Source organism: Shinella sp. GW821-FHT10F02 (genome assembly GCF_058809275.1).
The window spans coordinates 1-24,512 of record NZ_JBXASL010000013.1 but is presented as its reverse complement, the minus strand read 5'-3'; the positions used below and the strand labels follow the sequence as shown (position 1 = coordinate 24,512).

Sequence of the window (24,512 nt, the reverse complement as noted above, 5' to 3'; positions counted from 1 at the left end):
GCCGAAGGACGAACCATGCCCACATGCGCGCAAGCCATCATCCGTCTTCTCGAAGCCTACGGGGTCGAGGTCGTCTTCGGTATTCCGGGGGTGCACAATGTCGAACTCTACCGGGGCCTCGAAAGCGCTGCGCTGCGCCATGTGACGCCCCGGCACGAGCAGGGCGCGGGTTTCATGGCGGGCGGTTATGCGCGCGCAACCGGAAAGGTCGCGGCCTGCTTCACGGTCAGCGGCCCCGGCCTGACGAACATCCTCACTGCCATGGGCCAGGCCTATGCGGATTCCGTGCCCATGCTGGTCATCTCGACCGTCAACGCGGTGGACCAGCTCGGCGCGCCCGTCGGCGCGCTGCACGAGCTGCGCGCGCAGCGAAATCTCGCAGCCGAGGTTTCCGCCTACAGCCAGACCATCCTCTCGCCCGCCCAGCTTGCGGAAGCCTTCGCGCGCGCCATGACCGTCTTTTCCAGCGGCCGCCCCCGCCCGGTCTACCTTGAAATTCCGGTCGATGTGCTGACGGCCCCCTTCGAAGCGGAGCATGCCGTCTGCCCCCTGCCGTGGCGGCCCTCGCCGCCGGACGATATGCTCGACCGGGCTGCGGCGATGCTTGCCGGCGCGCGTTCACCGCTCGTCGTTCTGGGCGGTGGCGCGGTCGGCGCAGCTTCCGAGGCGCGCCAGTTCATCGAACGCCTGGGCGCCCCCGCTATCCTCACTATCAATGCCCGCGGTATTTTACCGGCCGGCCATGCACTTCTGGCCGGCGAGAATCTTGGCTCGCCTGCGATGCGCGAGGCCCTGCGCACGGCTGATGTGGTCCTGGCTGTGGGAACAGAACTGGGCGAGACGGAAATGTATCCCCTCCCGGTCGAGCCCGTCGTGGACGGCCGTCTCATCCGAATCGACATTGACGGCGAGCAGCTCAGCCGCCGGCCCTTCGCCGATCTTCCGCTGCTCGGCGACGCCGGCCAGGCGCTTGCCGGACTCACCCGCAGGCTCGACGTCCGCTCCACGGAAGAAGGCGCGCGCCGCGCAGCCGCGCTGCGGGAGGCGCAGGAACAGGCGCGGCCGGCGGATCTCAACCGCTTCCGGCGCCTGATGGGCGCGATAGACGACGCGCTGCCAGATGCCGTCTTTGTCGGGGATTCGACGCAGATCGTCTATGCGGCAAACCAGTTCTACCACCCGCGCCTGTCCCGCTCGTTCTTCAATGCCAGCACGGGATACGGCACGCTCGGCTACGGCCTGCCGGCCGCCATCGGCGCGGCGATCGGCCTGAAGGGAGACCGCCCGGTCGTCGCCCTCGTCGGCGACGGCGGCGTGCTGTTCTCCATCGGAGAGTTGGCCAGCGCCGTCGAGGCACGCGTGCCGGTCGTCGTGCTTATCTGGAACAATGACGGTTACGGCGAGATCCGGGATTACATGAGCGCACGCGGCATTCCGCGCGTCGGCGTCGATCTCGTCGGCCCGGACTTCATCGCCATCGGGCGTGGCTTCGGCTGCGCAGCGACCCACGTCACAAGCTTCGACGACTTGCGCGCGGCGCTGGCGCTGGCCGCCCGTCACGCAGGACCCACCATCATCGAGATCCGGGAGGATGCAGCCTTCCTGCGTGACGCCTAACCCCGGAATGCTGCCCAAGACGATGCGATGCCGGCCCGGCCGGCGAGGAACAGGCAAAGGAGTATGAAAACAATGTCCGACTTCGACGTGGAAAGCGCCAAGAAAGAAATGGAACGCTGGTACTGGTGGGGCATCCCCACCTTCTTCCGGTGCGACTGGAAGGAAAACCCGGCGGACAGCGACATCGCCCTGATCGGCGTCCCGCACAGCTCCGGCAACGGCTCGACCGAACGCGACCAGCATCTGGGCCCGCGCGCCGTGCGCAACCTGTCCGCCCAGTACCGCCGCGGCCACGGGCGCTTCAACCTGATCCCTTGGGATGTCTGCCGCATCCACGATGCGGGTGACGTCCCGCTGCCGGAAGCCATGGTCAACGACATCTCGGTCGAGCACATCGAGGCATTCGCGAAGCGCTTCGACCGGGCGGGAACGCGCCTCGTCTCGATGGGCGGTGACCACAGCATCACCGGCCCGCTGGTCAAGGCCGTGGCCGGCAGCCATTCCCGCCTGACCGACGGCCGCAAGGTCGCGCTGGTGCACTTCGATTCCCACACGGACAGCTACAACCATATGCCGCACTGGCTGGGCAACCGACGTTCGGCGGCGCACTGGGCAAGTTATCTCGTCCAGGAAGGCCATGTCGACGCGCACCGCTCCACCCAGGTCGGCATCCGTCCGAATGTCGGCACGCCCGGCTCGCGCAACACCAGCGAGGACCTCGGCTACCGCATCATCGGCATGGACGAGATCGAGGAGATCGGCAGCAAGGGCGTGATCGAGGCTCTGCGGGAGCGCATCGGCGATGCGCCCGTCTACATCACCTTCGACATGGACTCGCTCGATCCCACCGACGCGCCCGGCGTCTCGAACATCGAGCCCGGCTATGCAGGCATCCGCATGGGTGAAGCTGTCCGCATGCTGCAGGGCCTGCGCGGCTTGAACGTGGTCGGCGCCGACGTGGTCTGCCTGATGCCGACAAAGGACAACCCGAACCAGATTACCTCCATGAATGCGATGGTGGTGATGTTCGAGCTGCTGTCGCTGATGGCTGACTTCATTTCTGCTAAGAAGTAGTCTCTGCGGTACCTTGGCCTGCAAGACAATCGGAACGCACCCCACAGGGCTCGGCAACTTCCAGGCGCTTCCGCTCAATCTTTCTCAGCTCGAGAAGCCACTGAGATCAACGCCCCGCTTCGACCCTATCGATCGCACCGATGTAGAAGCTGCCTCGCGTAGCCCCCAGAAACGCAAAAACCCCGTAGCTTATGTTGCGGGGTTTTGTTTGATCTGATTGCGTGGGCCTGACTGCACGGGGGCTTGTAAATTTTCGAGCGGTAATCAGCAAGGGAACCGCTTTGCGCCGGCAGCCAAAGGCCGATTGGATGCGACGGGTCGGCTAGTGGGCAACATTGCTGACCACCTGGAGGATACGCTTGCTCATCGTCCGAACCTTGCTGATTGATGATCGACTGATCAATCCAGGTGGATCCCCAAAGAAGCCTCGGATCCGCTCCTCAGACTTCGGGTTGCGATGGACCGTCACACCATCCATGATGTTGTCGATGTAGCCTGGCGCCACCGCGTTTACGCGAATTCCATACTCCGCCCAATCGACAGCAAGCGTTCCCACCAATTGATTGATGCCGCCTTTGCTCGCGGCGTAAGGGCAAATGCGGGAATTCCGACTGAACCCGCGATGGAGGGCGTCATCAACGATTGTCCCGTCATCCCCGACGATGACCAGCACCGAGCCGGCGATGTCGAAAATGCTCATTTTTCCAACCTTCCTTGTTGAGACGCACCATGCGGCGAGGGCGTGCGAAGCGGTTCGCGTTGCTCACAACCCCGATTCGCACGGTAATGCAGAAAAGATTTCACTTGTGGATACACTTGTGCATCACGTATACAACAATCCATCTTACGCACGCAACGACGCTGGTTATTTCGGAGGAGAAAGATGGAAAAGCGAACGCCGCTGGCGCTTACCGTGCCGCAGCCTGGTGCCCGTCCAGGAGAAAATCCAGACTTTTCGTGGATGAGGATTCCGGCCGCTGGATCCGTTCGCCGCCCCCCGGTCGATACCGATCAGTCCGAGATGCGCGATCTCGCCTTCACCTTGATCCGCGTTCTCGATGATGAGGGAAAGGCCGTCGGCCCGTGGGCACCCGATCTTTCTGACGAAGCCCTCTTGAAGGGGCTCCGTCACATGCTCACGTTGCGCGCCTACGACGCGCGAATGCTCACCGCGCAACGCCAGTCGAAAACTTCCTTCTATATGCAGCATGTCGGCGAGGAGGCGATCTCCTGCGCCTTCTCTCAAGTGCTCGATGTCGGCGACATGAACTACCCCTACTACCGACAGGCAGGTCTTTTGATCGGCCGTGACTATCCGCTGATCAAGATGGCCAATCAGATTTACTCGAACACGGGCGATCCAAACAAAGGTCGCCAGGTGCCGGTCTGCTATTCCTCACTCGAACACGGCTTTTTCTCGCATTCGGCCAATCTCGGCACGCAGTGCACGCAGGCGGTGGGCTGGGCAATGGCCTCGGCAATCATGGGTGACACAAAGATAGCTGCTTTCTGGATCGGCGATGGTGCGACCGCAGAGGGCGATTTCCCGACCTCGCTGCTGTTTGCGTCAACTTACCAAGCTCCGGTCATCATCAACGTCGTCAACAATCAATGGGCAATTTCAACGTTCCAAGGCATCGCCCGTGGCGGCTCCGATACATTTGCCGCGCGCGGCCACGGCTATGGAATCCCGTCACTGCGCGTTGACGGAAACGACTATCTGGCAGTGTTCGCCGCCGGCAAATGGGCCGCCGAGCGCGCCAGGCTCAATCTCGGTCCGACGCTGATCGAATATGTGACTTATCGCGGCGGCGCACACTCCACCACTGACGATCCCTCTGCCTATCGCCCTGCCTCGGAGGCGACCGCCTGGCCGCTCGGAGAGCCTATTGCGCGCTTCAAGCAGTATCTGATCGGCAAGGGCGTCTGGTCGGAAGAGCGACACACGCAAGCGGAAGCGGAGGTTTTGACCGAAGTCATCGCGGTGCAAAAGGAGGCCGAAGCTATAGGCACGCTGCACACCGGAGATCGGCCATCGGTCAGTACGATGTTCGAGGATGTTTATGCCGAGATGCCCCCGCATCTTGTTCGGCAGCGCCAACAGATGGGGTATTGAGATGGTGCAGATGACTATGGTTGAAGCCATTCGCAACGCATTGGACGTAGCGATGGGGCGTGACGACCGGGTGGTCGTCTTCGGGCAGGACGTCGGCTACTTTGGCGGCGTGTTTCGTTGCACGGTCGGCTTGCAGCAAAAGTACGGCAAGACCCGCTGCTTCGATACTCCGATCAGCGAGCAAGGCATCGTCGGCACAGCAATCGGCATGGCTTCTTACGGTATCAAGCCCGTGGCGGAAATTCAGTTCGCCGATTATGTCTATCCCGCTTACGATCAGATCGTCTCCGAGGCGGCCCGCATGCGCTATCGCTCCGCCGGCGACGCCACCTGCCCCATCGTCGTGCGCATGCCGACGGGCGGCGGCATTCTCGGTGGCCTCACGCATAGCCAGAGCCCGGAAGCGCTCTTTACCCATATTCCGGGCTTGAAAGTCGTTATTCCCTCGAACCCTCAGGATGCGAAAGGGCTGTTGCTGCAGTCGATCGAAGAACCGGATCCGGTCATCTTCCTCGAACCGAAACGCATCTATAACGGGCCTTTCGACGGTCATCACGATCGCCCGATAAAGCCGTGGAAGGCGCATCCGCTGAGCGAGGTCGATCCCGGCTATTACACCACGCCATTCGGAAAAGCCGCCATCCACCGCGAAGGGTCTGCGGTCACGGTTCTCGCCTATGGCACGATGGTGCACGTCTGCGAGGCCGCTGCGGAGGAAAGTGGGGTCGACGCAGAGGTTATCGATCTACGGACGCTGCTGCCCCTCGACCTCGACACGATTGTGCAATCGGTGAAGAAGACCGGGCGTTGCGTCGTTGTCCATGAGGCTACCTTGACCTCCGGTTTTGGAGCGGAGCTGGCGGCACTCGTCCAGGCAGAATGCTTCTACCATCTCGAAGCGCCGGTCACGCGCATCTGCGGCTGGGACACGCCTTATCCCTATGTCCACGAATGGAGCTACTTCCCCGGACCGGCTCGCGTCGCCGCAGCTCTTATCGAAATCATGGAGGCTTGAATGGGCATTTACTCTATCCGATTGCCTGATATTGGCGAGGGCATTGCCGAAGCCGAGCTGATTGAATGGCTTGTGAAGATCGGCGACGAGGTGCGCGAGGACGATCTTCTCGCCGCTGTGATGACCGACAAGGCAACCGTCGAAATCCCGACATCGATTGCAGGCAAAGTGGTTTGGCTGGGCGGTGAACCCGGCAATCTGATGGCCATCGGGTCGGAACTGATCCGGCTTGAAATCGATGGCGCGGGCAATATGCAACAGGCGCCTCAGGCCGCCGCCGAGGTGGCATCGGCCCCGAAGGTGGAGCCGGAAAAGCCGTCGGTTGCGGCAAAGCCTGCGGACACGCCGCCGCCTGTTGGGCCAGCACCCGCCCGCCCCGCCGTGCAACTGAACGGACCGCCTCGGTCGGAGGGCGAAAAGCCGCTCGCCTCGCCCGCCGTCAGAGCGCGGGCGCGGGCCGCGGGCATCGACTTGCGCCGCGTACGCGGCACGGCGCCGGGCGGTAGGATCACGCATGAAGATCTGGACGGCTATTTCGCAAACGGAGGACAGGATCCGCCGGTGTCCGGCGCCAGAAAGACTCCCAATACGGATGTCAGCGAAGTCAAAGTGATCGGCCTGCGCCGCAGGATCGCGGAACGCATGTCGCTTGCCAAGCGCAACATCCCACACATTTCCAGCGTCGAGGAGGTGGATGTCACCACCCTCGAAGAGCTTCGCTCCAAACTCAACGCCAAGGGTGACCGTACGAAATTGACGGTCCTGCCCTTTCTGATGCGAGCAATGGTGCGCACGCTGGCCGAGCTGCCGGTCTGCAATGCGCACTACGATGACGAGGCGGGTATCGTTCACCGTTTCGGCGGCGTGCATATTGGCGTCGCCACGCAAACGGACGGTGGCCTGCTCGTGCCGGTCGTCCGGCATGCGGAGGCAAACAGCCTTTGGGAAAACGCGGATGAGGTGCTGCGCATTTCGCAAGCCGCGCGCGACGGAACCGTTAAACGGGACGAATTGTCCGGCTCGACCATCACCCTTACATCGCTGGGCGCGCTCGGCGGCATTATGTTCACTCCCATCATCAACCACCCGGAAGTGGCCATCGTGGGTGTCAACAAGATGGCGATCCGGCCTGTCTGGGATGGGGCCACATCGACCTTCGTTCCGAGGAAGATGATGAACCTTTCCTGCAGCTTCGACCACCGCATCGTCGATGGTTACGACGCAGCCGTCTTCATCAACCGGATGAAGGAGTTTTTGGAAAACCCGGCCCTGCTCTTCCTGGAGACGTAAGCGAATGAACAAGCTATCCTGCAAACTGCTCGTCATCGGCGCAGGCCCCAGCGGATATGTCTGTGCGATCCGGGCGGGCCAACTGGGGATCGATACGATCGTGGTCGACTCGCAAAAGCCGGGCGGTACGTGCCTGAATGTTGGCTGCATCCCATCGAAGGCGATTATCCATGCAGCAGATGAATATTACAAACTACGCTCTTCCACTGACGACCATTCGATCGGGATTTCCGCTTCGGGGGTCGCAATCGATCTTGCCAAGACCATCGACTGGAAAAATGGGATCGTTGAAAGGCTGAACACCGGGGTCGCGGGCCTTTTCCGGAAGGCGAAGGTCAAGCTGATCGAAGGGGAAGCCAGAATTCTCGACGGAAAGACCGTTGCGGTCGACACAGCCGATGGCCCGGTGCAGATTTCCGCTGAGAATGTGGTGATCGCGACAGGCTCGGCTCCGGTCGAACTCCCGTTCCTCCCTTTCGACGAGAATGTTATTTCTTCCAAGGAGGCGCTTTCACTGAAGGCGGTCCCCGAAACACTAGCCGTTGTCGGCGGCGGCTATATCGGGCTGGAACTGGGAATCGCGTTCCAGAAGCTTGGAAGCAAGGTCACCGTTATCGAGGCGGCACCGCAGATTCTGCCAATCTACGACAAGGAGCTAGTTCGCCCTGTCAGCCAGCGGCTTGAACATCTTGGCATTCGCCTCATGACGAACGCCAAAGCCAAAGGCCGGGGGCAAGGCGACACCTTGATCGTGGAAGTCGATGGTAAGGAAGAAACCATTGAGGCCCGGAAAATCCTCGTCACCGTCGGCCGCCGCCCCCACACGCAAGGATTCGGTCTTGAACGCCTGCTGCTGACGATGAACGGACCATTCATTAAAATCGATGGCTCCTGCCGAACCTCCATGCGTGGCGTTTTCGCCATCGGCGACGTTACCGGCGAGCCGATGCTGGCGCACCGTGCAATGGCACAGGGAGAAATGGTCGCCGAGATCGTCGCCGGCCACAGGCGCGAGTGGGACAAGCGATGCATACCGGCGGTCTGCTTCACGGATCCCGAGGTGGTCTCCGTCGGGGCTTTGCCTGGCGATCCGACTGACGTGGAGACCGTGACCGGGCTGTTCCCTTTCCAGGCAAACGGGCGCGCTATGACCACAGGGCGCGAGGACGGGTTCGTCAGGATCGTTGCACGGAAGGATAACCACATTATTCTCGGCATACAGGCGGTGGGGACGGGCATATCGGAAATGTCCGCGACGTTTGCGCTGGCAATCGAAGCGGGGCTCCGCCTGGAGGATGTCGCGGAAACGATCCACGCTCATCCGACGCAGAGCGAAGCATTCCAGGAGGCGGCACTACGCTCGCTCGGCAAGGCGCTGCACATCTGACGATCGTGCCGGCCGACCAACGGCCGGCACCTCGCAGCCTCGAGCGCTTGGGCTAAAGACGATGACCGGCGAATGCGGACTTGGCATCGATTTTGTGTGTCGTTAAAGACAAATCTGGATACAACCGATCCAAATCCAATGCTTCCATCGAGGCGGCTATCCGAACGAGGCTCTTTCCGGTATGCGATCACCCACCCAAGTAAAGACACAAAAGCCAGCTCGTCCGGCCGATGTCGTAGATCGCGTCTACGAGGCCATCAAGGAACTTGCGGTCGAGTATCGTTTCAAGCCAGGCGAACGTGTGAACGAAGTCGAGCTCGCCGCCAGGCTTGGTTGCTCGCGGACGCCCGTACGCGAAAGCCTCAACCGTCTTGTACGAGACGGTTTCATGACATTCGTGCCGAACAAAGGGTTCTATTCACGCGAACTTGCTCCTGAAAGCGTGCAGGCTCTCTACGAATTGCGTGCATCGATCGAGCGCGGCGCGTTTCGTTGGGCATGCCAACGCGCCAGCGACAAGGAAATCGCAGCCACCGCAGCGGTCTGGACAAACAACGCCGGAAAACTCGACGATATGAGTGCGGTCGATTGGACGCAGGTCGCCAACGCCGACGAAGCCTTTCACCTCGCGATTGTGGAATTGAGCCAGAATTCCGAGATGATTCGTGCAATCGGCGAGATAAATGACCGAATCCGATTTTTTCGTGTGATCGATCTGGAAAGCAAGCGGCGACGCGGCAGTACGTATGACGAACATGCCGCAATCATCGACGCCCTCACGCGGCGCGACGAGGACGTCGGGGGCGCACTCATTGAGAGGCATATCATCATGAGTTCGGCCCACGCCGTCGAAGTGACCAAGGAAGGCCTTGCCCGCATCTTTTTCGGACGCACCGGTTGAAAATGATTTGACCCGAATGCTCTAATGCCGCGCCGCGAAATCTTGCCGGCCGGTCGCAACTTCGAGACCTCGCCGGGCGAACTTCTCCGCTAGTGGCCCCGCCTCGGCCGCGTCATGGCCAGCGGCGTTGCCTGCCCGAACACGATCGGCAATACCGACCCAGATGACAGAAAATCGGAAAAGCGCGAAGGCAACGTGGAAGCGCTTTAAGGGTGGCGTTGGAATCGCGTGCCGATAGTAGTGCTCGATGAATTGCCGTTCCGTCGGCAAGCCAAGAGTTACGCGATCCAGATCAAGTATCCCGCCATACTCCGACGGCGCGGTGTGCCAAGGCATGCAGCAAAACCCAAGATCTGCGAGAGGATGCCCCAAGGTCGACAATTCCCAATCGAGGATTGCGACGACGCGTGGCTCGGTCGGGTGGAACAGCATGTTTCCCAAACGGAAATCGCCATGGGCAATCGAAATGCGGCTGTCGTCCTCTTGCACGTTTGCCGGAAGCCATTGCGCTAGTTCATCAAGCGCCGCGATCCGGTCGCTTGGAGATTCGACCCATTGCTTCGTCCAGCGAGCGATCTGACGTTCGAAATAGTTTCCCGGGCGGCCGAAGTCAGAAAGCCCGATCTTCTCGGGATGAATGGCGTGCAGCTTCGCCATCGCCTCGGCCATTCCGAAATAGAGATCCTGACGCTCTTCGGCGGCAATCTCCGGCAGCGCACAGTCGGAAAAGACCCTGCCTTCAACACGCTCCATAAGATAGAACGGCGTTCCGAGAAGTTCGCTATCCTCGTGAAGAAGGATGGGTGCCGGAACCGGCACGTCAGTCTGGGAAGAAAGCGCCGAGATCACACGATATTCGCGCTCGATCGCATGGGCGCCGGGAAGGAGTTGGCCCGGCGGCTTCTTGCGCAACACCATCCGCTTGCCGCCGTGATCGATGAAGAACGTCGGATTCGATTGCCCCCCACTGACACGCACCAAGCTGAAATCCATCGAGGCACCGAATGTGGTATCGAGGAACCCGCGCAGCTTGTCCCTGTCGAATTCGATTGTCTGGGCGTCAGCCTGCATTTCTGAAACTTGGCTCATCTTTCGTCCCGGTCACTTGATTGTGGCTGGGGCTTCACGGGAGGCCCAGCGCCAGAAATCGCGCCGTTCGTCGGCAAGGTGACGGTTCAGCACCATTTTGTGTACCTCGTCAGCTCCATCGACCAGGCGCGCCTGCCGCGCATAACGATAGATCCACTCCAGTACGGTGTCCGTCGAGTATCCGCGGGCGCCGTTGATCTGGATCGCGGTGTCGGCCGCCTTGTGGAGCAAGTTTGCGACATGGATCTTGGCCATGGAGACTTCCTTTTTGGCAAAGCTGCCCTGGTCCAGTTCCCATGCCGCCTTCATCACCAGCAGGCGCCCGATCTCGATGCCCATCGCCAGATCCCCGAGCATCATCTGGATGCTCTCGCGGTCGGCAAGGCGGACACCGAAGCCTTCGCGACTCTCGGCATATTCCATGGCAATCTCCACAGCACGCTTCGACAGGCCCAGCCATCGCATGCAGTGCGTGAGACGCGCCGGTCCGAGCCGGACCTGGGTGACTTTCAGCCCTCTGCCCTCTTCGAGCAGAAGGTCCTCTTCGGGAATCTCCAGCCCGTCAAACTCGATTTCGCAATGCCCCCCATGCTCCTCCGGTCCCATGATAGGTATTCGTCGAACGATCCGCCAACCGGGCTGATCCTTGTGGAACATCAGCGCGGACAATCCCGAACGAGGATCATCAGAAGTCCTGGCGATGACGATAAAATGCGCAGCCTCCTGCGCGCCGGTGATGAACCACTTCCGACCACGAAGCACGTAGCGATTGCCGACTTTCTTCGCGGTGGTGCGGATCATCGAAGGATCAGAGCCGCCACCCGGGCTCGGTTCCGTCATGGCGAATGCGGAGCGTACCTTCCCCTCGGTGATCGGTTGCAGCCATTTCTCACGCTGGTCAGGCCGGCAAAGCTGGTGCATGACCATCATGTTACCGTCGTCGGGGGCAGCCGAGTTGAACAAGACGGGGCCGAAGATCGAGCGGTTCATCTCTTCGTAGCAAACCGCCATGCCGACACGGCCGATAAAGCTGCCGTCCGGCCGGGGAAGTTGCAGGCACCAGAGACCAGCTTGGCGCGCCTTTTCGCGGAGAGGTCCCAAATGGCTCGCGGAGATATTGCCGTGCTCGTCATAGGCCTCGGGGTTGTTTTCGAGCGGCAGAACATTCCCGGCTACAAACTCCGCAATACGACCGCGCAGGCCTTCCAGCTCTCTCGAAATCGTGAAGTCCATAGCGTTTTTCCTTTCGAGCGTTTCCGGGAAGTGCGACAAAACATCGAGTTAGAGCGTGCCAAGAAAAAAGCGGAAGCTTTCTAAAGGCTGGAAACGAGATGGCCGCCGTCGACCGCTAGAGTTGCGCCGGTTATGAAGCTGCCGGCGTCCGAGCAAAGCAGCAGAAGCGGTGCGTCGAGTTCCTTCAGACGGCCGAGCCGCCGCTGGGGAATACGCTTGATCAGCGCCTGCCCGGCTTCGGAAGAAAAGAATTCCTTGTTCAGTTCGGTCTCGAAATAGCCGGGGCACAAAGCGTTTACCCGGATGCCGTACCGCGCCCATTCGAGCGCGAGAGCCTTCGAGAGTTGAACGACGGCGGCTTTGGACGCGGTATATGCGGCAACCTGCCCAGCCACGCGCAGGCCGAGAATAGAGGCGATATTCACAATGCTGCCACCGTGTTTGTCCTCCCGCATTTTCCTTGCGCCGACCTGAGCCACGCAAAACACGCCTTTGAGGTTCGTGTCGACAACCGCGTCCCATGCCGATTCCTCGATATCCAAGGCAGGGCCGGCGCCGCTAATCCCTGCATTGTTCACGATGATATCGAAGCGCATGCGGGCATTTTCGAACGCGTGCCCGACCGAAACCGGATCCGAAACGTCCATCGTCACGAAGGAAGCTCGCCCGCCCGAGGCAAGTATGGCATCGCACTCGTTGTGCAGCGCGGCCTCGTTGCGGGACGCCAGAACGACGTGCACTCCGAGCCCGGCTAGGACACCGGCAAAATGCTTACCCAACCCGCTCGACGCTCCGGTGACCAGCGCTGTCTTGCCCTTAAGATCATCCCAAGCCATCGGCCAACCCTCCAAAAATTGAGCGAGCGCTCGATTTTTTAATATTTGCTTTTTCTCGTGAAGGCAATAGGATTCAAATGAAAAGATGAAGCCAACGGCGTTACAAGCACGCGCCAAATGTGCTAGGCGGGACAGCTTCTTGCACAGTTGGGTGTGTGCGTGTCCGGATTCAATTTCAAACCACAAGACTTTTCGACCGAGGCGCTTTGCCGTCGCATCCTCGAGCGAAACCGTGCGACGATACAGATTCAAAAAGAGCATGTGGCTCTTGCGAAACTGACGCTGATCGTCGACGCGACGCTGGATCTTTCCAACAAGCTTGGCTTCGAGGGTACGAGCCTGCGCGATCTTTCGAAGGCAGCCAATGTGAGCATGGGTAGCCTCTACACCTACTTTGACACGAAAGAGACGCTGGTCAGTATGATCCTGGGGGAAGTGTCCGCAACGGCGACGGAAGTCTTGTCAGACCCTCCCAAAGGTATTGCCGAAGATCCAATGGCCCATTTGCGATGGCTGATAGAGACACACCTACGGCTCACGGAAACCATGCACAAATGGTTTGTGTTCGCATTCATGGAGGCGAAATACTTTCCCGCCGTCGCGCGCAAGCTTGCGACCGACAGCGAAGTCGCGACGGAGAAGCTGTTTGCGCAGGCGCTGGAAGCCGGAAACAGCAAAGGTGTATTCGATGTGAAAGATCCGACGTTCATCGCCTCGCTGATAAAGCCGGTGTTGCAAGACTGGTACGTGAAGCGCAGCAAGTACAGAAAACGTGGCACGCAAATCGAAAGCTATATCGCCGGCGCGACGGCTTTCATCATCGGAGCCATCCAGCCAAAGACCGCCGCCACGCCCGACGATGGGCAAACACCGTCATAGCGACGATCTTGATCGCCTAGTCTTGGGCTCGATTGTCCCGCAGCAGCGCCTCGCCGCAGATATAACCCCATGTCAGATTCGGGCCGATTGTCGTCCCGGGACCGACGGCACGGGTGCCTATCGGGTTCGCCATGGCGAGGCCGGCCGCGTATAGCCCGGAAATAAGGCTTCCATCCTCACGAACGACTTGCCCATACTCGTTTGTGCGGGCACCGCCTTTGGTTCCCAAGATGGAGCGATTGAAGGGCATTGCGTAGAACGGTCCCTTTTCGACCGCCGCGAGCGCCGCATCCTTGCCTCCGGCCTTGAACTGTTCCCACTCGGAATCGCCACGCCCGAAATCCAGATCCTTCCCCGTCGTGCAAAAGCTGTTGTAGCGCGCTACGGTTCGCTCAAGCTCGGCGGCTGACAGACCGATCTTTTGTGCGAGTTCGCCGAGAGACTTCGCTTTGCGGAGCCAGTTCGGCGCCTTGCGGGCGTACCAGAGGAATGGAAGCGCCTGGCTGAGAAAACGCTTGTCTGCAACGACCCAGGCAGGGAGGTGCACGGCTTCTCCAGTAACGGGATCACGTTTATCGATCGCCTCCCCGATATTGAAATCATACTCGCTGACGAAGCGGCGCCCGTGTTTGTTCACGACGATCGCATGGTGCTCCGCCTGGAAAATGAGAGGAATACCATGGGGTTTCCCCTCATAGCGTGTGGGCATCGTCGGATAGACATTCGCTTGGTCCATATGCGCAAGCTGCGCGCCGACGGCAGCCGCCATCTTTTGACCATCGCCCTCGTTCGTGCGCGGGCTTCCCAGGTGGTCGAGCGGACCGGCGAAATACGTCTTTCGCATCTCCTCGTTCCATTCGAAGCCACCGCTCGCAATCACGACCCCGCGCAGCGCCTGATAGCGACGCTGACCTGCGGCGGTTTCAGCGACAACGCCGGTCACCGCGAACCCGTCAGGGCTTGTGACGAGTTCGATTACGCGGGTGCCGGTCTCGATCGTGCACCCGTGATCGAGGCACCCTCTGAGAAGGCCTGTCACCAAAGCGCTGCCTTGCGCGCGCGATTTCGTGAGAAAGCGCCAGACTACTTTGTGGGCGAACCGGAAGCCGGTCCAGATAGGCCGATGATAGAGGTCTCCAATGTAAACCTCCTGGTAGGTGAAGATATGCGGAAGTGTCGACGAGCGGATCTTGCTCTTGAACTTGCCAAGGATGTGCTTGCTGAGTGGCTTCGGCGAGAGCATCCGACCGACCTTCTTGCCGCCCGGAGCTTCGACGAACACATCAGGCTCCTCGGTTAAGGCAAATTCCAGCGGTGTGTTGTCTTCGATGAATTTCAGAGCCTTGGGCGCATTGGTCGCGAAGTTTGTCCAGAGCTTGTCTTCATGTTCGCGCCAAGCGCCGGGTGCTGCCGCACGAAGATAGCAAATGGCCTCCTCGACCGAGTCGCCCAGTCCTGCATTCCGGGCGTGATGGTTTGCCGGGATCCACGTCCCAGCACCCGACATGGCTGTCGTTCCTCCGATGACATCGGCCTTTTCCAGAATGACGACCCGCAGACCGCCGAAAGAAGCTCGTAAGGCAGCGGAAAGCGCGGCCGATCCCGAACCGATCACCACGACATCGGTTTCGATACCATTCTGTTTCATCTACATCTCGATGTTCATAAAATGCTGATCCGGAAAACGATGATCATCACTTTAGGGGTTTCCGGAACAGCTCGCCGAGCCCCTCGATCGGATCATTCACGCCGCTAAGACGAAGCATATGCCACGCCAAGGCGTGATTGCTCGACGTGACGGGCTTTCCAAGTTTCCTTTCAACCTGCTCGACGATCCGCGCTACACGCAGGCTGGTGCAGGAAACGAAGACGGCGTCGCAGTCCTGCGAGCCACCAACCTCGAGGATGGCCTTTTCAATGGATTGCGAGCGAATGCGCGCCACCAGATTGTCGTCGGGCTCATTGAAGGAGCCCATGACGGGGATGTCCATGCCGCGTTCAATCAACGATGCCCGGAGCGAGTGGTTGATATTGGCGAGATAAGGCGTGAGAAGAGCGATCCGTTTCACGCCAAGTGCTTCGAGCGCAGCGCGCGCGGCCGTGACCGGATTGGTGACCTTGACGCCGGGCATGCTTTCCTGAACGCGCGTCTCGATTACATCCTCCCCAATCACCAGCGAGCCCGACGTGCATGCGAAGCCGATCACGTCGAACTGAACGTCTGGCAGCAAGCCAACCGTTCTTGGGATCTCGTCATACATCTTACGAAGGTTGGGCGGCGTGATTTCGACCTCGCTGAACAACCGCGCCTCGTAGAGGGCAACGCCCTTATCAGGCATCGCGTAGCGGAACTCGTCTTCGATCGTCTGGTCCGTGCGCAGGACCAAAAGGCCGAGATTGGCACGTGTGCCGATGCCTTTGTCAAGCTCGAACGGGATGTTTTCCATATTGGTGACTAGGGTGTCCTGGTACTTCAATGCGGCTTCGGACATTCGGGAAGTTCCTTCAATTCTTTCAACGGGAGAGTCATGTGTCAGTGCGGTGCATCGCCGCCGAGATAAAGTGATCGCATTGCCGGGTCTGCCAGGAGATTCGAGGCCTTGCCCTGCATCGCGACATCGCCGAGCGACAGCACATAGGCAGTGTCGGAGATGTGGAGCGCCTCAAAGGCGTTTTGCTCGACCATCAGGATGCAAATCCCTTCGCGCGTGCGGATCTCGCTGATCGCCTCGAAGACCTCATGCATCATCCGCGGAGACAGACCGGCGGAGGGTTCATCGAGCAGAAGAATTTTTGGCTTTGAGATCAGCGCCCTGGCAAGCGAGAGAAGCTGGCGTTCTCCCCCCGAAAGGGCGGAAGCCTTACGGTTCTTTTTTGCCGCCAATGATGGGTACTGCATCAAGAGAGCTTCAAAACGTTGCTCCCGCTCCGCTCTTTCAACTAGACGTGCGCCCAACATGATATTTTCGGTTACTGACATCGTCGAGAAGACGTTGTCGGTTTGCGGCACGAAACCGACGCCATGGGATCGCACCTTCTCGTGCGCCTTGAGATTCGTCACCGCCGTGCCCGACATTCTTACATCGCCGGCTCTCGGCCTCACGAAACCGGCGATGCACTTCAACAAGGTCGACTTGCCGCATCCGTTGGGGCCGAGGATCGTTACGATCTTTCCCGCATCGGCGACCAGGTTGATTCCGTTGAGGATATCGGGACCGTCTCCATATCCGGCGCGCACGCCCTGAACCTCGATCATGCAATAGCCCCTTTATCTCTTGCGCTACCAAGGTACGCCTCAACGACGCGTTCGTTTGAAGTCAGTGAAGCGGGCGCACAGTTCGCAATTACCTCTCCCCGATCCAGAACGACGCATCGGCTACAGAGCTCACGAATGAAGTGCATGTCGTGCTCTACGATCAGCAGCGAGATACCGCGCTGGCTCACCCGGCGCAGGAGCTGCACCATGCTGTGCCGCAGGTTTGGGTGCACACCGGCCGTCGGCTCGTCGAGGCAGATGAGCTTCGGGTTCGAGCGAAGAGCCAAGGCGATTGACAGCAACTTCTTCTGGCCCCCGGAAAGAGAGCCGGCTGACAGATCGCGAACATGGGAGAGCGACAGCTCCTCAAGGAGCGCGTCAACTTCTTGTACCGATGTCCGATCCGGTGCGAACATCGCTGTCAAATGGGCACCACGGGAATCCGCGGCGCGCAAAACCTCCGAGACGGTCATCCGGTGAGGCATCGAGGGTAGCTGAAACGTTCGTACCAGCCCCGCTTGGGCGATCTTCTCAACTCCCCACGCGGTGATATCGCGACCAGCAAAAATGATCGACCCGGCATCTGCCCGTGCAAAGCCGCTCGCCAGATTGAGGAGAGTACTCTTCCCACAACCGTTAGGTCCAAGCAGACCGACGATCTCCTGGGTGCCAACCTCCAGATCGATGTCTTTCAACACCTGATTTGCACCATAGGATTTTGCGACCCCGGAGATTTTCAGAACGGGTTCAGGCATTGGCACGCCCTCCGACTTTTTCCGGAAACAGTCCAGTGCGGCGCCAAAGGATGAAGCCGATCAGCCCGCCCCCGATCAGCATAAGCCTCATGGCGGCGACGAACTCGGTCGGCAATCCGAGCATATCCTTAACGAACGGGATGAAGGCAAAGATGAACTGAAGTAAGAATGCGCCGAAGACAGCTCCGTAGTGATTGCCCAATCCACCGATGACGATCATCGCCCAGATCAAGAACGTCTCCGAGCTGAACATCTGATCTGGTCCGACGAACGTGATATAGTGGGCGAAAATAAAACCTGCTGCAGCAGCGATGAATCCGGAAAAGATCATGCAGCGGCGCTTCAGCGACATAATGTCGTAACCGAGGGACTGCGCAAGTTGCGGCTCCTCACGCATCATTTTCAGCCCTAGACCGTATCTGCTCTTCGTCAGACGCGTTGATGCAAACAGAGCCACGAGCAGCACGATGCCGCAGATCGCGAGATTACCAAGTTGCTGATTTCGCCCCGAAAGCTCTGGCAGAAGAGGTTTGATCCCACTGATCCCCTGCGCGCCACCGGTGAGCCATCCTTCATTGGTGACGATGGTGCGAATGACCTCGGCAAGCGCAAGCGTTGCGATACCCCAGTAGTCGGATTGGAGATTGCGGCCGATGCCGGCAAACGCCCAGGAAACAAATGCCGACAAGCCGACAGCAATCAGAATACCCGATGCAAATCCCAGATCATATTTATAGGCAAGGGCCGCGCCATAGGCTCCGCAGCCAAACAACGCAATTTGGCCGAAGTTCATCAAACCGCCAAAACCGACTTGAAGGTTCAGACTGAGCGCCAGCATGCTGTAGAGGCAGCACATGATCAGGACATGGATGAGAAAGTCAAACACGCTTCACCTCGCTGATGAAGAGCCCACGCGGACGCCACAAAAGGGTTAGGACGAGGATCACAAACGATCCGGCCGTCGCATAGGCAGCGGGCAGAAAGACGAGATCCTTGCCGAGCATGGGCCCAAAGTTGACGTTCGTGATCAGGGTCTCGGCCATGGCGATCACAATGGCGCCGCAGACCGCACCGAGCGGATTTCCAAGGCCTCCGAGGATCGCCGCGGAGAACACGGGCAGAAGAAGATCAAGGCCCGTCTGGATATTGACCTCACCCTTCATGGTGATGATGATTCCTCCGAGGGCGGCGAGGCATGCGCTGATGGCAACGACCGCGGTTTTGGTCTTGCCCGTGTCAATGCCGGTCGCATCGGCCAAAAGGTTGTTTGTCGCCGTCGCCCTCATACAACGCCCGAGATCGGTCCTGAACAGGAGGATGGCGAACACGGAAATGGCGGCTGCCGTAATTCCAAGCGAAACGATCTGGTGCTCTGTGATCCGCGCCCCGAAAATGCGAAACGGTCGCGTGATTTCCAGATCGAAGCGCGCGGGGCTTGGGCCGATGATCACCAGGAATACGGCTGAGATGACCATGCTGACCGCGAGTGAGCCGATCATCGCGGTCGACGAACCGATCGCCAGCATCCTTTCGAAGAGGATGCGGTTGAGCAAAACCGCAATTATCCCGACAATCAAAACCGCGGCGAGGCTCGAGACGACCAGAGGAATGCCGGCTCTTTGTAGCACAATTGCCAGGAACGCGCCCATCGCAGCATATTGTGCGAGGGCGATGTTGGGGAATTTCATCAGCGAGTAAACCGCGCTCATTCCCACGGCAATCAGCATAAGGTCGCACGCCCGCAGGGCGACATCGACGGCAAACTGAAACATGATTTTGCTTTCCAGAAAGAGATGCAGGCCACGAAACGAGGGCAGACGACGACGGTCGCCTGCCCTCTGCTGACGTTTAATTCGCTGCAACCTTTCCAGAAGCGATCTTCAGCTTCAGATAGGGCTGCGTCACACGCTGCCGCTCGTTGTCGAATGCGATTTCACCGGTGACGCCATCGTACTTCTTGCCGATCTCGGCCAGGGCAGAAGCAATCGCGGCCGGATCATCCGACTGAGCCTTGTTGATGGCCGCCGCGGCCATCATAACGGCATCGTAGGCGAAGCCGTTAAAGGTCGAAAGGAAGTCGCCGCTATATTGCTTCTGGTAGGCCGCCTGGTAATCGGCGCCGGAAGGACCAACGTAGTTCAGGTCCATTCCGATCTGGCCCTCGATGTACTTCGGATCGCTGTCGGCGGTGCACATGGTAATATACATGGCATACCAGGGCGTGTCCGTGAGGCCTAGTTCGAATGCCTCGCGGTTGATGGTCGCCGATTCCTTCCCGTATGCCGTATAGACGTACATGTCGGGCGCGCTTTTCTCGAGTTGCTGCAATTCGCGCCGGTAGCTGGTCTGCCCCTCCGTGTACATAATGGAGGCAGCGACCTCGCCGCCCAACTCCTTGAACTTCTTCGCGAAGGCATCAGCAATACCTTGGCCATACGCGTTGTTCGGGGCAATGACAGCCACCTTCTTGGCGCCGCGGTCGATCGCGTCCTGCGCCGAGAACGAGCCGGAGACATCGTCAAGGCCGATCACGCTGTAGAAGTCCCCTTTGATCTTGCGGACGTCGATACTGGTACTGGCGACGTTCAAATGAACCTTATTCTGCTGGGCGATGTATTCCCCAACCGGAATGGTGATCCCGGATGAAAATTCGCCGATCAGGACCGGTACGTTGTCGACGGTGACGAGCTTCTTGGCTGCGTCGAGCGCGGTCGGAGCGCGTCCGGCCGAGTCTTCGGTGATGATCGCCAGCTTGCCGCCGAGCACGCCCCCATTCGCGTTGATCTTTTCAAGAGCGAGCTCCATCCCACGACGCTGATCTTCACCCTGCGTGGCGCTGGCGCCCGACAAGGGAATGATCGCACCAATCGTCACGTCCTTGGCATGAGCCGAACCTGCAAGGCCGGCGACGAGGATTGCGTAGGTCAACAGTCTTTTCATCGTGGTTCCCCTTTTTTGGTTGATGAAAGTTGTTTCTGTCGACAGTACAATAAACAAAGCTGGATTATGTCAAGCGGCAGAAAACGACTTTCGTTGAACTCGCGGATTTTGCAGGAATTTTGGTGGTTATTCGCGAACCTCGTCATGCGAGATGCTCCTTCGCGGTGAAATGGCGAAGGCGCAACGGCGGTGAATTTGCGTTTCCAGTTTGACTTTCGGCGGATTAGCGCATTACTGTCGACAGAATTAAAAGCAGAAAGGGATTCAGATGAGGGCGTTGATATTGGGCGGCGGCGTGGTCGGCGTCACAACCGCATATCAGCTTCAAAAGGACGGACACGACGTTACGATCGTCGACCGGGAGACCTCTCTGGCCGAAGGTGCGAGCTGGGGCAACGCTGGTATGATCGCACCTGGCCACTCCTTCGTGTGGTCGTCGCCCGCCGCGCCCAAAATCTTGATGAAATCACTCGTTCTGAAGGACCAGGCGCTCCGTTTCCGCCTTTCGACAGATCCCCACCTCTACACCTGGTCCCTGAAGTTCCTGTTGGAATGCACGGCCTCAAAGGCGAAGAAGAACACGCTGCTCAAACATCGTTTGGCGGTTCATTCCCAGCGCGTGCTGCAGGAAGTCGTACGAGATGAAGGCATCTCCTACGATCGAACCGATCAGGGAATTCTGTATTTCCATCGCAGCAAGGCGGCGCTCGATCGCGGCGCCGCGAACATGCGCCTTCTCCAGGAAGACGGGCAGGAAATCCGCGTTATCGATGAAAGCGAGATCATCCGGCGCGAACCTGCACTTGCCTCGTCCCGCGGAAAGATCGCCGGCGGGATTCTCTGCCCAACGGACGAAACTGGTGATTCCGCAAAGTTCACGCGCGCGCTTGCCAATGTCGTCGCAAGCCGAGGCGGCAAGATCCTGACCGGAACGAACGTCACCGGCTTCGACCGTCAAGGAGACGTTATTCGCGCGGTTCGTACAACCCGCGGAGACCTAACCGCCGACGCCTATGTTCTTTGTCTCGGTTCCGAGAGCCCGATCCTGGCTCGGAAGATAAGCCTTTCATTGCCGATCTACCCCATCAAGGGCTATTCGCTGACCATACCGATTACCGATCGGGACGCCGCACCGAAACTGCCCGTTCTCGATGAGCACAATCTCGTTGGTATTACCCCGATGGGAGACCGAATTCGCGTAACTGCAACGGCGGAGTTCGCTGGCTACAATCGCGGCCACAAACCGGCCGATTTCGCGTTCATGAAGCGCGTCGCCCAGGAGCTATATCCGCGCGGCATTGCCTACGACAGGGCAGAAATGTGGGCCGGATTGCGTCCCATGACGCCCGACAACCTCCCTGTCCTCGGGCGGCGACACCTCAGCAATCTTTGGCTGAACACCGGCCACGGCCACATCGGCTGGACTATGTCGCACGGTTCGGCGCGCATCATCGCGGACCTCATCGCGGGCCGCACCCCACCCATTCCACTTGATGGAATCGTTCCGGCAGAATCCCTCTCCTCGGGACCGACCGCCGGTGACGTCAGTAAGCTCCATGTTTCACATTGAAAGGAAATAACGTGACCGATATCAAACGCATCGTGCCCGGCAACCGGATGTCTCAAGCTGTCGTTTACGGCAACCTCGTGTTTCTCGCCGGCCAGGTCGCCCTGCGCGCACCGGGTGCGTCCGTAGCGGATCAGACGAAGGATATTTTAGCAAAGACCGATGAGCTTCTCGCGGAAGCCGGAACCGACAAATCAAAGATTCTGTCAGCATCGATCTGGCTCACCGATATCGCAACGTTCAGCGAAATGAACGAAGTCTGGGACGCCTGGGTCGCGCCGGGCAACACGCCTGCAAGGGCATGCGTTGAATCGAAGCTCGCGGCGCCGCAATATACGGTTGAAATTGCTGTTATTGCCGGAATCTGAGTGCTACAAGGGGCGCGGAATGCGCCCCTTTCGCGTCAAGGCTTCGAAGAGAAATGCCACAAAACAAGAAGAAGTCGTTCTCCAATATGGTTCCGGCAACCGTGCAAAAGCGTACACCGACTGGCGAGCGTGTTTACGAGGAAGTACGCCGGATGGCCGTGAGCTATGACTTCAGGCCGAACGAGCGAATTAACGAAGTCGAACTTGCGACGCGTTTGAATGTCAGCCGCAGTCCCGTGCGGGAGTCCCTGCAGCGGTTGGTAACAGAAGGATTGATCACCTTTCAGCCAAGCAGGGGCTTCTTTTGTCGCGGACTTGATGTCGAACAGATCGTGCACCTGTCCGACGTGCGCGGATTTCTGGAACAGAAAGCGGTCCAGCTCGCCGCGGAACACGCTCCGCTTGACGAACTTCTTGGTCTTGCTTCCTGGTGGCATGCCGTCGCAGATCGAGCGGATTCCTATTCGAGCATAGAGCTGACGGACAAAGATGAAGAGTTCCATATGAGGATAGCGCAAATGTCCGGTAATCCCGAGCTTTCCCGTATGATTCAAGGGATTAACGCGCGCATTCGGTTCGTTCGAGAAATTGAAATCGAAAAGCGTCGCCGTCGATCGACGACATATACCGAGCACACAGACATTGCGGATGCATTGTCGAAGCGCAAGGGCGAAGAAGCCGGCATTTTGATGTACGAGCATATCAGGATGAGCGCCACGGACGCCATGGCGTCTGTGAAGGACGGCCTGGCGCGGATATTCTTGCGCACCGCATAAACCATTGGAGACTGCGACCGAACCCAACGCGAAGCGCGAATGGACTCGGGCAGGACGCCGATGACTATCCGAAATTAAAAAGCGAACGCTCGCTATTTTAGAAGGAAATCCCATGACGGACGTTTACATTGCCGGCGCGGCCAGAACGGCTATCGGTTCTTTCGGAGGCTCGCTAAAGGATGTTACGCCGATAGACCTTGGCACAGTCGTTGCCCGCGAAGCGCTGAGGCGTGCTGGCCTGGATGGCGCAGAGGTGGAGCATTCGGTATTCGGCCAAGTCATCCAGACGGAGACACGGGACCCCTATATTTCTCGAGTGATAGCCGTTGAAGCGGGCGTTCCTCACAGCGCCGGCGCACTCACAGTGAACCGCCTTTGTGGATCGGGATTGCAGGCAATCCTGTCAGCGTCTCAAGGAATTATGCTCGGGGACGCGCAAATTGCGCTTGCCGGTGGCGCAGAGTCAATGAGCCGCGCGCCCTACATCCTCAGCCAGGCCCGTTGGGGAATGCGCCTTGGCGATTGTACCTCGACGGATATGCTGCTTGGCTCCCTTACCGATCCCTTCGGCCGAATCCACATGGGCGTTACCGCCGAGAATGTGGCACAGAAATACAATGTAGCGCGCGCGGAACAGGATGCGCTGGCTTTGGAGAGCCATCGCAGGGCATCCCACGCTATCGATGCGGGTTATTTCGACGGTCAAATCGTCGAAGTCAAAACACGGCAAAAGGGAAAGGAAGTCTCGATTAGAACCGACGAGCACGTCCGTCGTAACGCTGTGCTCACGGATTTTGAGAAACTGAGGCCAGCGTTTCGTGAAGGCGGAAGCGTAACGGCTGGAAACGCGTCGGGAATCAATGACGGCGCGGCCGCTCTGGTGCTTGTTGGCGGCAAGGTGATCGAACGGCTCGACCTCAAACCAATGGCACGGCTCGTCAGCTATGCATTTACCGGCGTCGACCCTGCTCATATGGGTATAGGACCAGTCACTGCGACACAGGTCGCACTGCAAAAAGGCGGACTAACCCTAGACGACATAGATATCATTGAGGCGAACGAAGCCTTTGCCGCGCAGGCATGCGCTGTCGCGAAAGAACTTCAATTCGACCCGAGAAAGGTCAATCCAAACGGATCCGGCATCGCTCTCGGCCACCCGATCGGCGCTACCGGTGCGATCAATACCGTCAAGCTTGTATACGAAATGCAGCGTACAGGCGCCAAGTACGGATTGGTCACGATGTGCATCGGCGGGGGACAGGGTATCGCTGCGATTTTCCAGCGCGTCTAGAGCGCAGCAACCGACTGGCAAAACAGTAGCAGGCGGATGCTTTGGCCTTCCACCCATTTGGGGCTGCGCTCCCCTTCGGTAATGGCCGAATACTCCTGCTCGACCTTCTTGGCGGCTTCCGC

General features: G+C 59.2%; 23 protein-coding genes. 12 read left to right on the top strand and 11 right to left on the bottom strand.

Annotation, left to right across the window (positions count from 1 at the left end; translation table 11 throughout):
• The first annotated feature begins 15 nt into the window (after positions 1-15).
• Together AC1RWL_RS30455 and AC1RWL_RS30450 are read left to right on the top strand one after the other, a co-directional pair.
• The gene (locus AC1RWL_RS30455) at positions 16-1,617 is read left to right on the top strand and encodes a 5-guanidino-2-oxopentanoate decarboxylase (RefSeq protein ID WP_493097256.1); all 1,602 of its coding nucleotides are present in this window, start codon (positions 16-18) and stop codon (positions 1,615-1,617) included.
• 72 nt (positions 1,618-1,689) lie between these two features.
• The gene (locus tag AC1RWL_RS30450; protein WP_493097257.1) at positions 1,690-2,691 is read left to right on the top strand and encodes an arginase family protein; all 1,002 of its coding nucleotides are present in this window, start codon (positions 1,690-1,692) and stop codon (positions 2,689-2,691) included.
• Between the two features lie 322 nt (positions 2,692-3,013).
• Here AC1RWL_RS30450 and AC1RWL_RS30445 read toward each other — a convergent pair whose 3' ends face one another.
• Positions 3,014-3,391, bottom strand: coding sequence for an SDR family NAD(P)-dependent oxidoreductase (locus AC1RWL_RS30445; RefSeq protein WP_493097258.1), 378 nt, complete (start codon positions 3,389-3,391; stop codon positions 3,014-3,016).
• A gap of 183 nt (positions 3,392-3,574) precedes the next feature.
• Here AC1RWL_RS30445 and AC1RWL_RS30440 point away from each other — a divergent pair, with 183 nt between their 5' ends.
• The 5 genes from AC1RWL_RS30440 to AC1RWL_RS30420 all read left to right on the top strand — a co-directional run bounded on the left by AC1RWL_RS30440 (position 3,575) and on the right by AC1RWL_RS30420 (position 9,400).
• Complete coding sequence (locus AC1RWL_RS30440; protein ID WP_493097259.1) at positions 3,575-4,807, top strand: thiamine pyrophosphate-dependent enzyme; 1,233 nt, start codon at positions 3,575-3,577, stop codon at positions 4,805-4,807.
• Between the two features lies 1 nt (position 4,808).
• On the top strand, positions 4,809-5,822 hold the full coding sequence (locus tag AC1RWL_RS30435) for an alpha-ketoacid dehydrogenase subunit beta (RefSeq protein WP_493097260.1): 1,014 nt from the start codon (positions 4,809-4,811) through the stop codon (positions 5,820-5,822).
• Positions 5,823-7,112 carry a dihydrolipoamide acetyltransferase family protein gene (locus AC1RWL_RS30430; protein ID WP_493097261.1) on the top strand — a complete coding sequence of 430 codons (1,290 nt, stop codon included), beginning with the start codon at positions 5,823-5,825 and terminating at the stop codon, positions 7,110-7,112.
• A 4-nt stretch (positions 7,113-7,116) separates the two neighbouring features.
• Positions 7,117-8,499 carry a dihydrolipoyl dehydrogenase gene (lpdA, locus tag AC1RWL_RS30425; RefSeq protein WP_493097262.1) on the top strand — a complete coding sequence of 461 codons (1,383 nt, stop codon included), beginning with the start codon at positions 7,117-7,119 and terminating at the stop codon, positions 8,497-8,499.
• A gap of 181 nt (positions 8,500-8,680) precedes the next feature.
• Positions 8,681-9,400, top strand: a complete 720-nt coding sequence (locus AC1RWL_RS30420; protein WP_493097263.1) for a GntR family transcriptional regulator — start codon at positions 8,681-8,683, stop codon at positions 9,398-9,400.
• A gap of 21 nt (positions 9,401-9,421) precedes the next feature.
• Here the strand turns inward: AC1RWL_RS30420 and AC1RWL_RS30415 are convergent, their stop codons facing one another.
• The 3 genes from AC1RWL_RS30415 to AC1RWL_RS30405 all read right to left on the bottom strand — a co-directional run bounded on the left by AC1RWL_RS30415 (position 9,422) and on the right by AC1RWL_RS30405 (position 12,558).
• Entirely contained in the window at positions 9,422-10,489 is a 1,068-nt protein-coding gene (locus AC1RWL_RS30415) for a phosphotransferase family protein (RefSeq protein ID WP_493097264.1), read from the bottom strand.
• A gap of 12 nt (positions 10,490-10,501) precedes the next feature.
• Entirely contained in the window at positions 10,502-11,722 is a 1,221-nt protein-coding gene (locus AC1RWL_RS30410; RefSeq protein ID WP_493097265.1) for an acyl-CoA dehydrogenase family protein, read from the bottom strand.
• 80 nt (positions 11,723-11,802) lie between these two features.
• Complete coding sequence (locus tag AC1RWL_RS30405) at positions 11,803-12,558, bottom strand: SDR family NAD(P)-dependent oxidoreductase (RefSeq protein ID WP_493097266.1); 756 nt, start codon at positions 12,556-12,558, stop codon at positions 11,803-11,805.
• Positions 12,559-12,717: 159 nt separating this feature from the next.
• Here AC1RWL_RS30405 and AC1RWL_RS30400 point away from each other — a divergent pair, with 159 nt between their 5' ends.
• Positions 12,718-13,437, top strand: coding sequence for a TetR/AcrR family transcriptional regulator (locus tag AC1RWL_RS30400; protein ID WP_493097267.1), 720 nt, complete (start codon positions 12,718-12,720; stop codon positions 13,435-13,437).
• Between the two features lie 16 nt (positions 13,438-13,453).
• Here AC1RWL_RS30400 and AC1RWL_RS30395 read toward each other — a convergent pair whose 3' ends face one another.
• From AC1RWL_RS30395 to AC1RWL_RS30365, 7 genes are all read right to left on the bottom strand, one after another.
• On the bottom strand, positions 13,454-15,085 hold the full coding sequence (locus AC1RWL_RS30395) for an FAD-dependent oxidoreductase (protein ID WP_493097268.1): 1,632 nt from the start codon (positions 15,083-15,085) through the stop codon (positions 13,454-13,456).
• Between the two features lie 46 nt (positions 15,086-15,131).
• Positions 15,132-15,929: a maleate cis-trans isomerase family protein gene (locus AC1RWL_RS30390; RefSeq protein WP_493097269.1), complete on the bottom strand. Its 798-nt coding sequence runs from the start codon at positions 15,927-15,929 to the stop codon at positions 15,132-15,134.
• A 41-nt stretch (positions 15,930-15,970) separates the two neighbouring features.
• Complete coding sequence (locus tag AC1RWL_RS30385) at positions 15,971-16,693, bottom strand: ABC transporter ATP-binding protein (RefSeq protein WP_493097270.1); 723 nt, start codon at positions 16,691-16,693, stop codon at positions 15,971-15,973.
• Positions 16,690-17,448, bottom strand: a complete 759-nt coding sequence (locus AC1RWL_RS30380) for an ABC transporter ATP-binding protein (RefSeq protein ID WP_493097271.1) — start codon at positions 17,446-17,448, stop codon at positions 16,690-16,692. Before AC1RWL_RS30380 ends, AC1RWL_RS30385 begins: the two co-directional genes overlap by 4 nt.
• The gene (locus tag AC1RWL_RS30375; RefSeq protein WP_493097272.1) at positions 17,441-18,334 is read right to left on the bottom strand and encodes a branched-chain amino acid ABC transporter permease; all 894 of its coding nucleotides are present in this window, start codon (positions 18,332-18,334) and stop codon (positions 17,441-17,443) included. The genes AC1RWL_RS30380 and AC1RWL_RS30375 overlap by 8 nt, the downstream gene beginning before the upstream one ends.
• A complete protein-coding gene (locus AC1RWL_RS30370; RefSeq protein ID WP_493097273.1) occupies positions 18,327-19,220 on the bottom strand; it encodes a branched-chain amino acid ABC transporter permease in 894 nt (297 codons plus the stop codon). Before AC1RWL_RS30370 ends, AC1RWL_RS30375 begins: the two co-directional genes overlap by 8 nt.
• A 76-nt stretch (positions 19,221-19,296) precedes the next feature.
• The gene (locus AC1RWL_RS30365) at positions 19,297-20,388 is read right to left on the bottom strand and encodes an ABC transporter substrate-binding protein (protein WP_493097274.1); all 1,092 of its coding nucleotides are present in this window, start codon (positions 20,386-20,388) and stop codon (positions 19,297-19,299) included.
• Between the two features lie 268 nt (positions 20,389-20,656).
• Between AC1RWL_RS30365 and AC1RWL_RS30360 the strand changes: the two genes are divergently transcribed.
• The 4 genes from AC1RWL_RS30360 (at position 20,657) to bktB (ending at position 24,390) form a co-directional block, all read left to right on the top strand.
• On the top strand, positions 20,657-21,958 hold the full coding sequence (locus AC1RWL_RS30360; RefSeq protein WP_493097275.1) for a D-amino acid dehydrogenase: 1,302 nt from the start codon (positions 20,657-20,659) through the stop codon (positions 21,956-21,958).
• A gap of 11 nt (positions 21,959-21,969) precedes the next feature.
• Entirely contained in the window at positions 21,970-22,323 is a 354-nt protein-coding gene (locus tag AC1RWL_RS30355; RefSeq protein ID WP_493097276.1) for a RidA family protein, read from the top strand.
• A 53-nt stretch (positions 22,324-22,376) separates the two neighbouring features.
• Positions 22,377-23,099, top strand: coding sequence for a GntR family transcriptional regulator (locus tag AC1RWL_RS30350; RefSeq protein ID WP_493097277.1), 723 nt, complete (start codon positions 22,377-22,379; stop codon positions 23,097-23,099).
• A gap of 112 nt (positions 23,100-23,211) precedes the next feature.
• Complete coding sequence (bktB, locus tag AC1RWL_RS30345) at positions 23,212-24,390, top strand: beta-ketothiolase BktB (RefSeq protein ID WP_493097278.1); 1,179 nt, start codon at positions 23,212-23,214, stop codon at positions 24,388-24,390.
• The last annotated feature ends 122 nt before the right edge of the window (positions 24,391-24,512 follow it).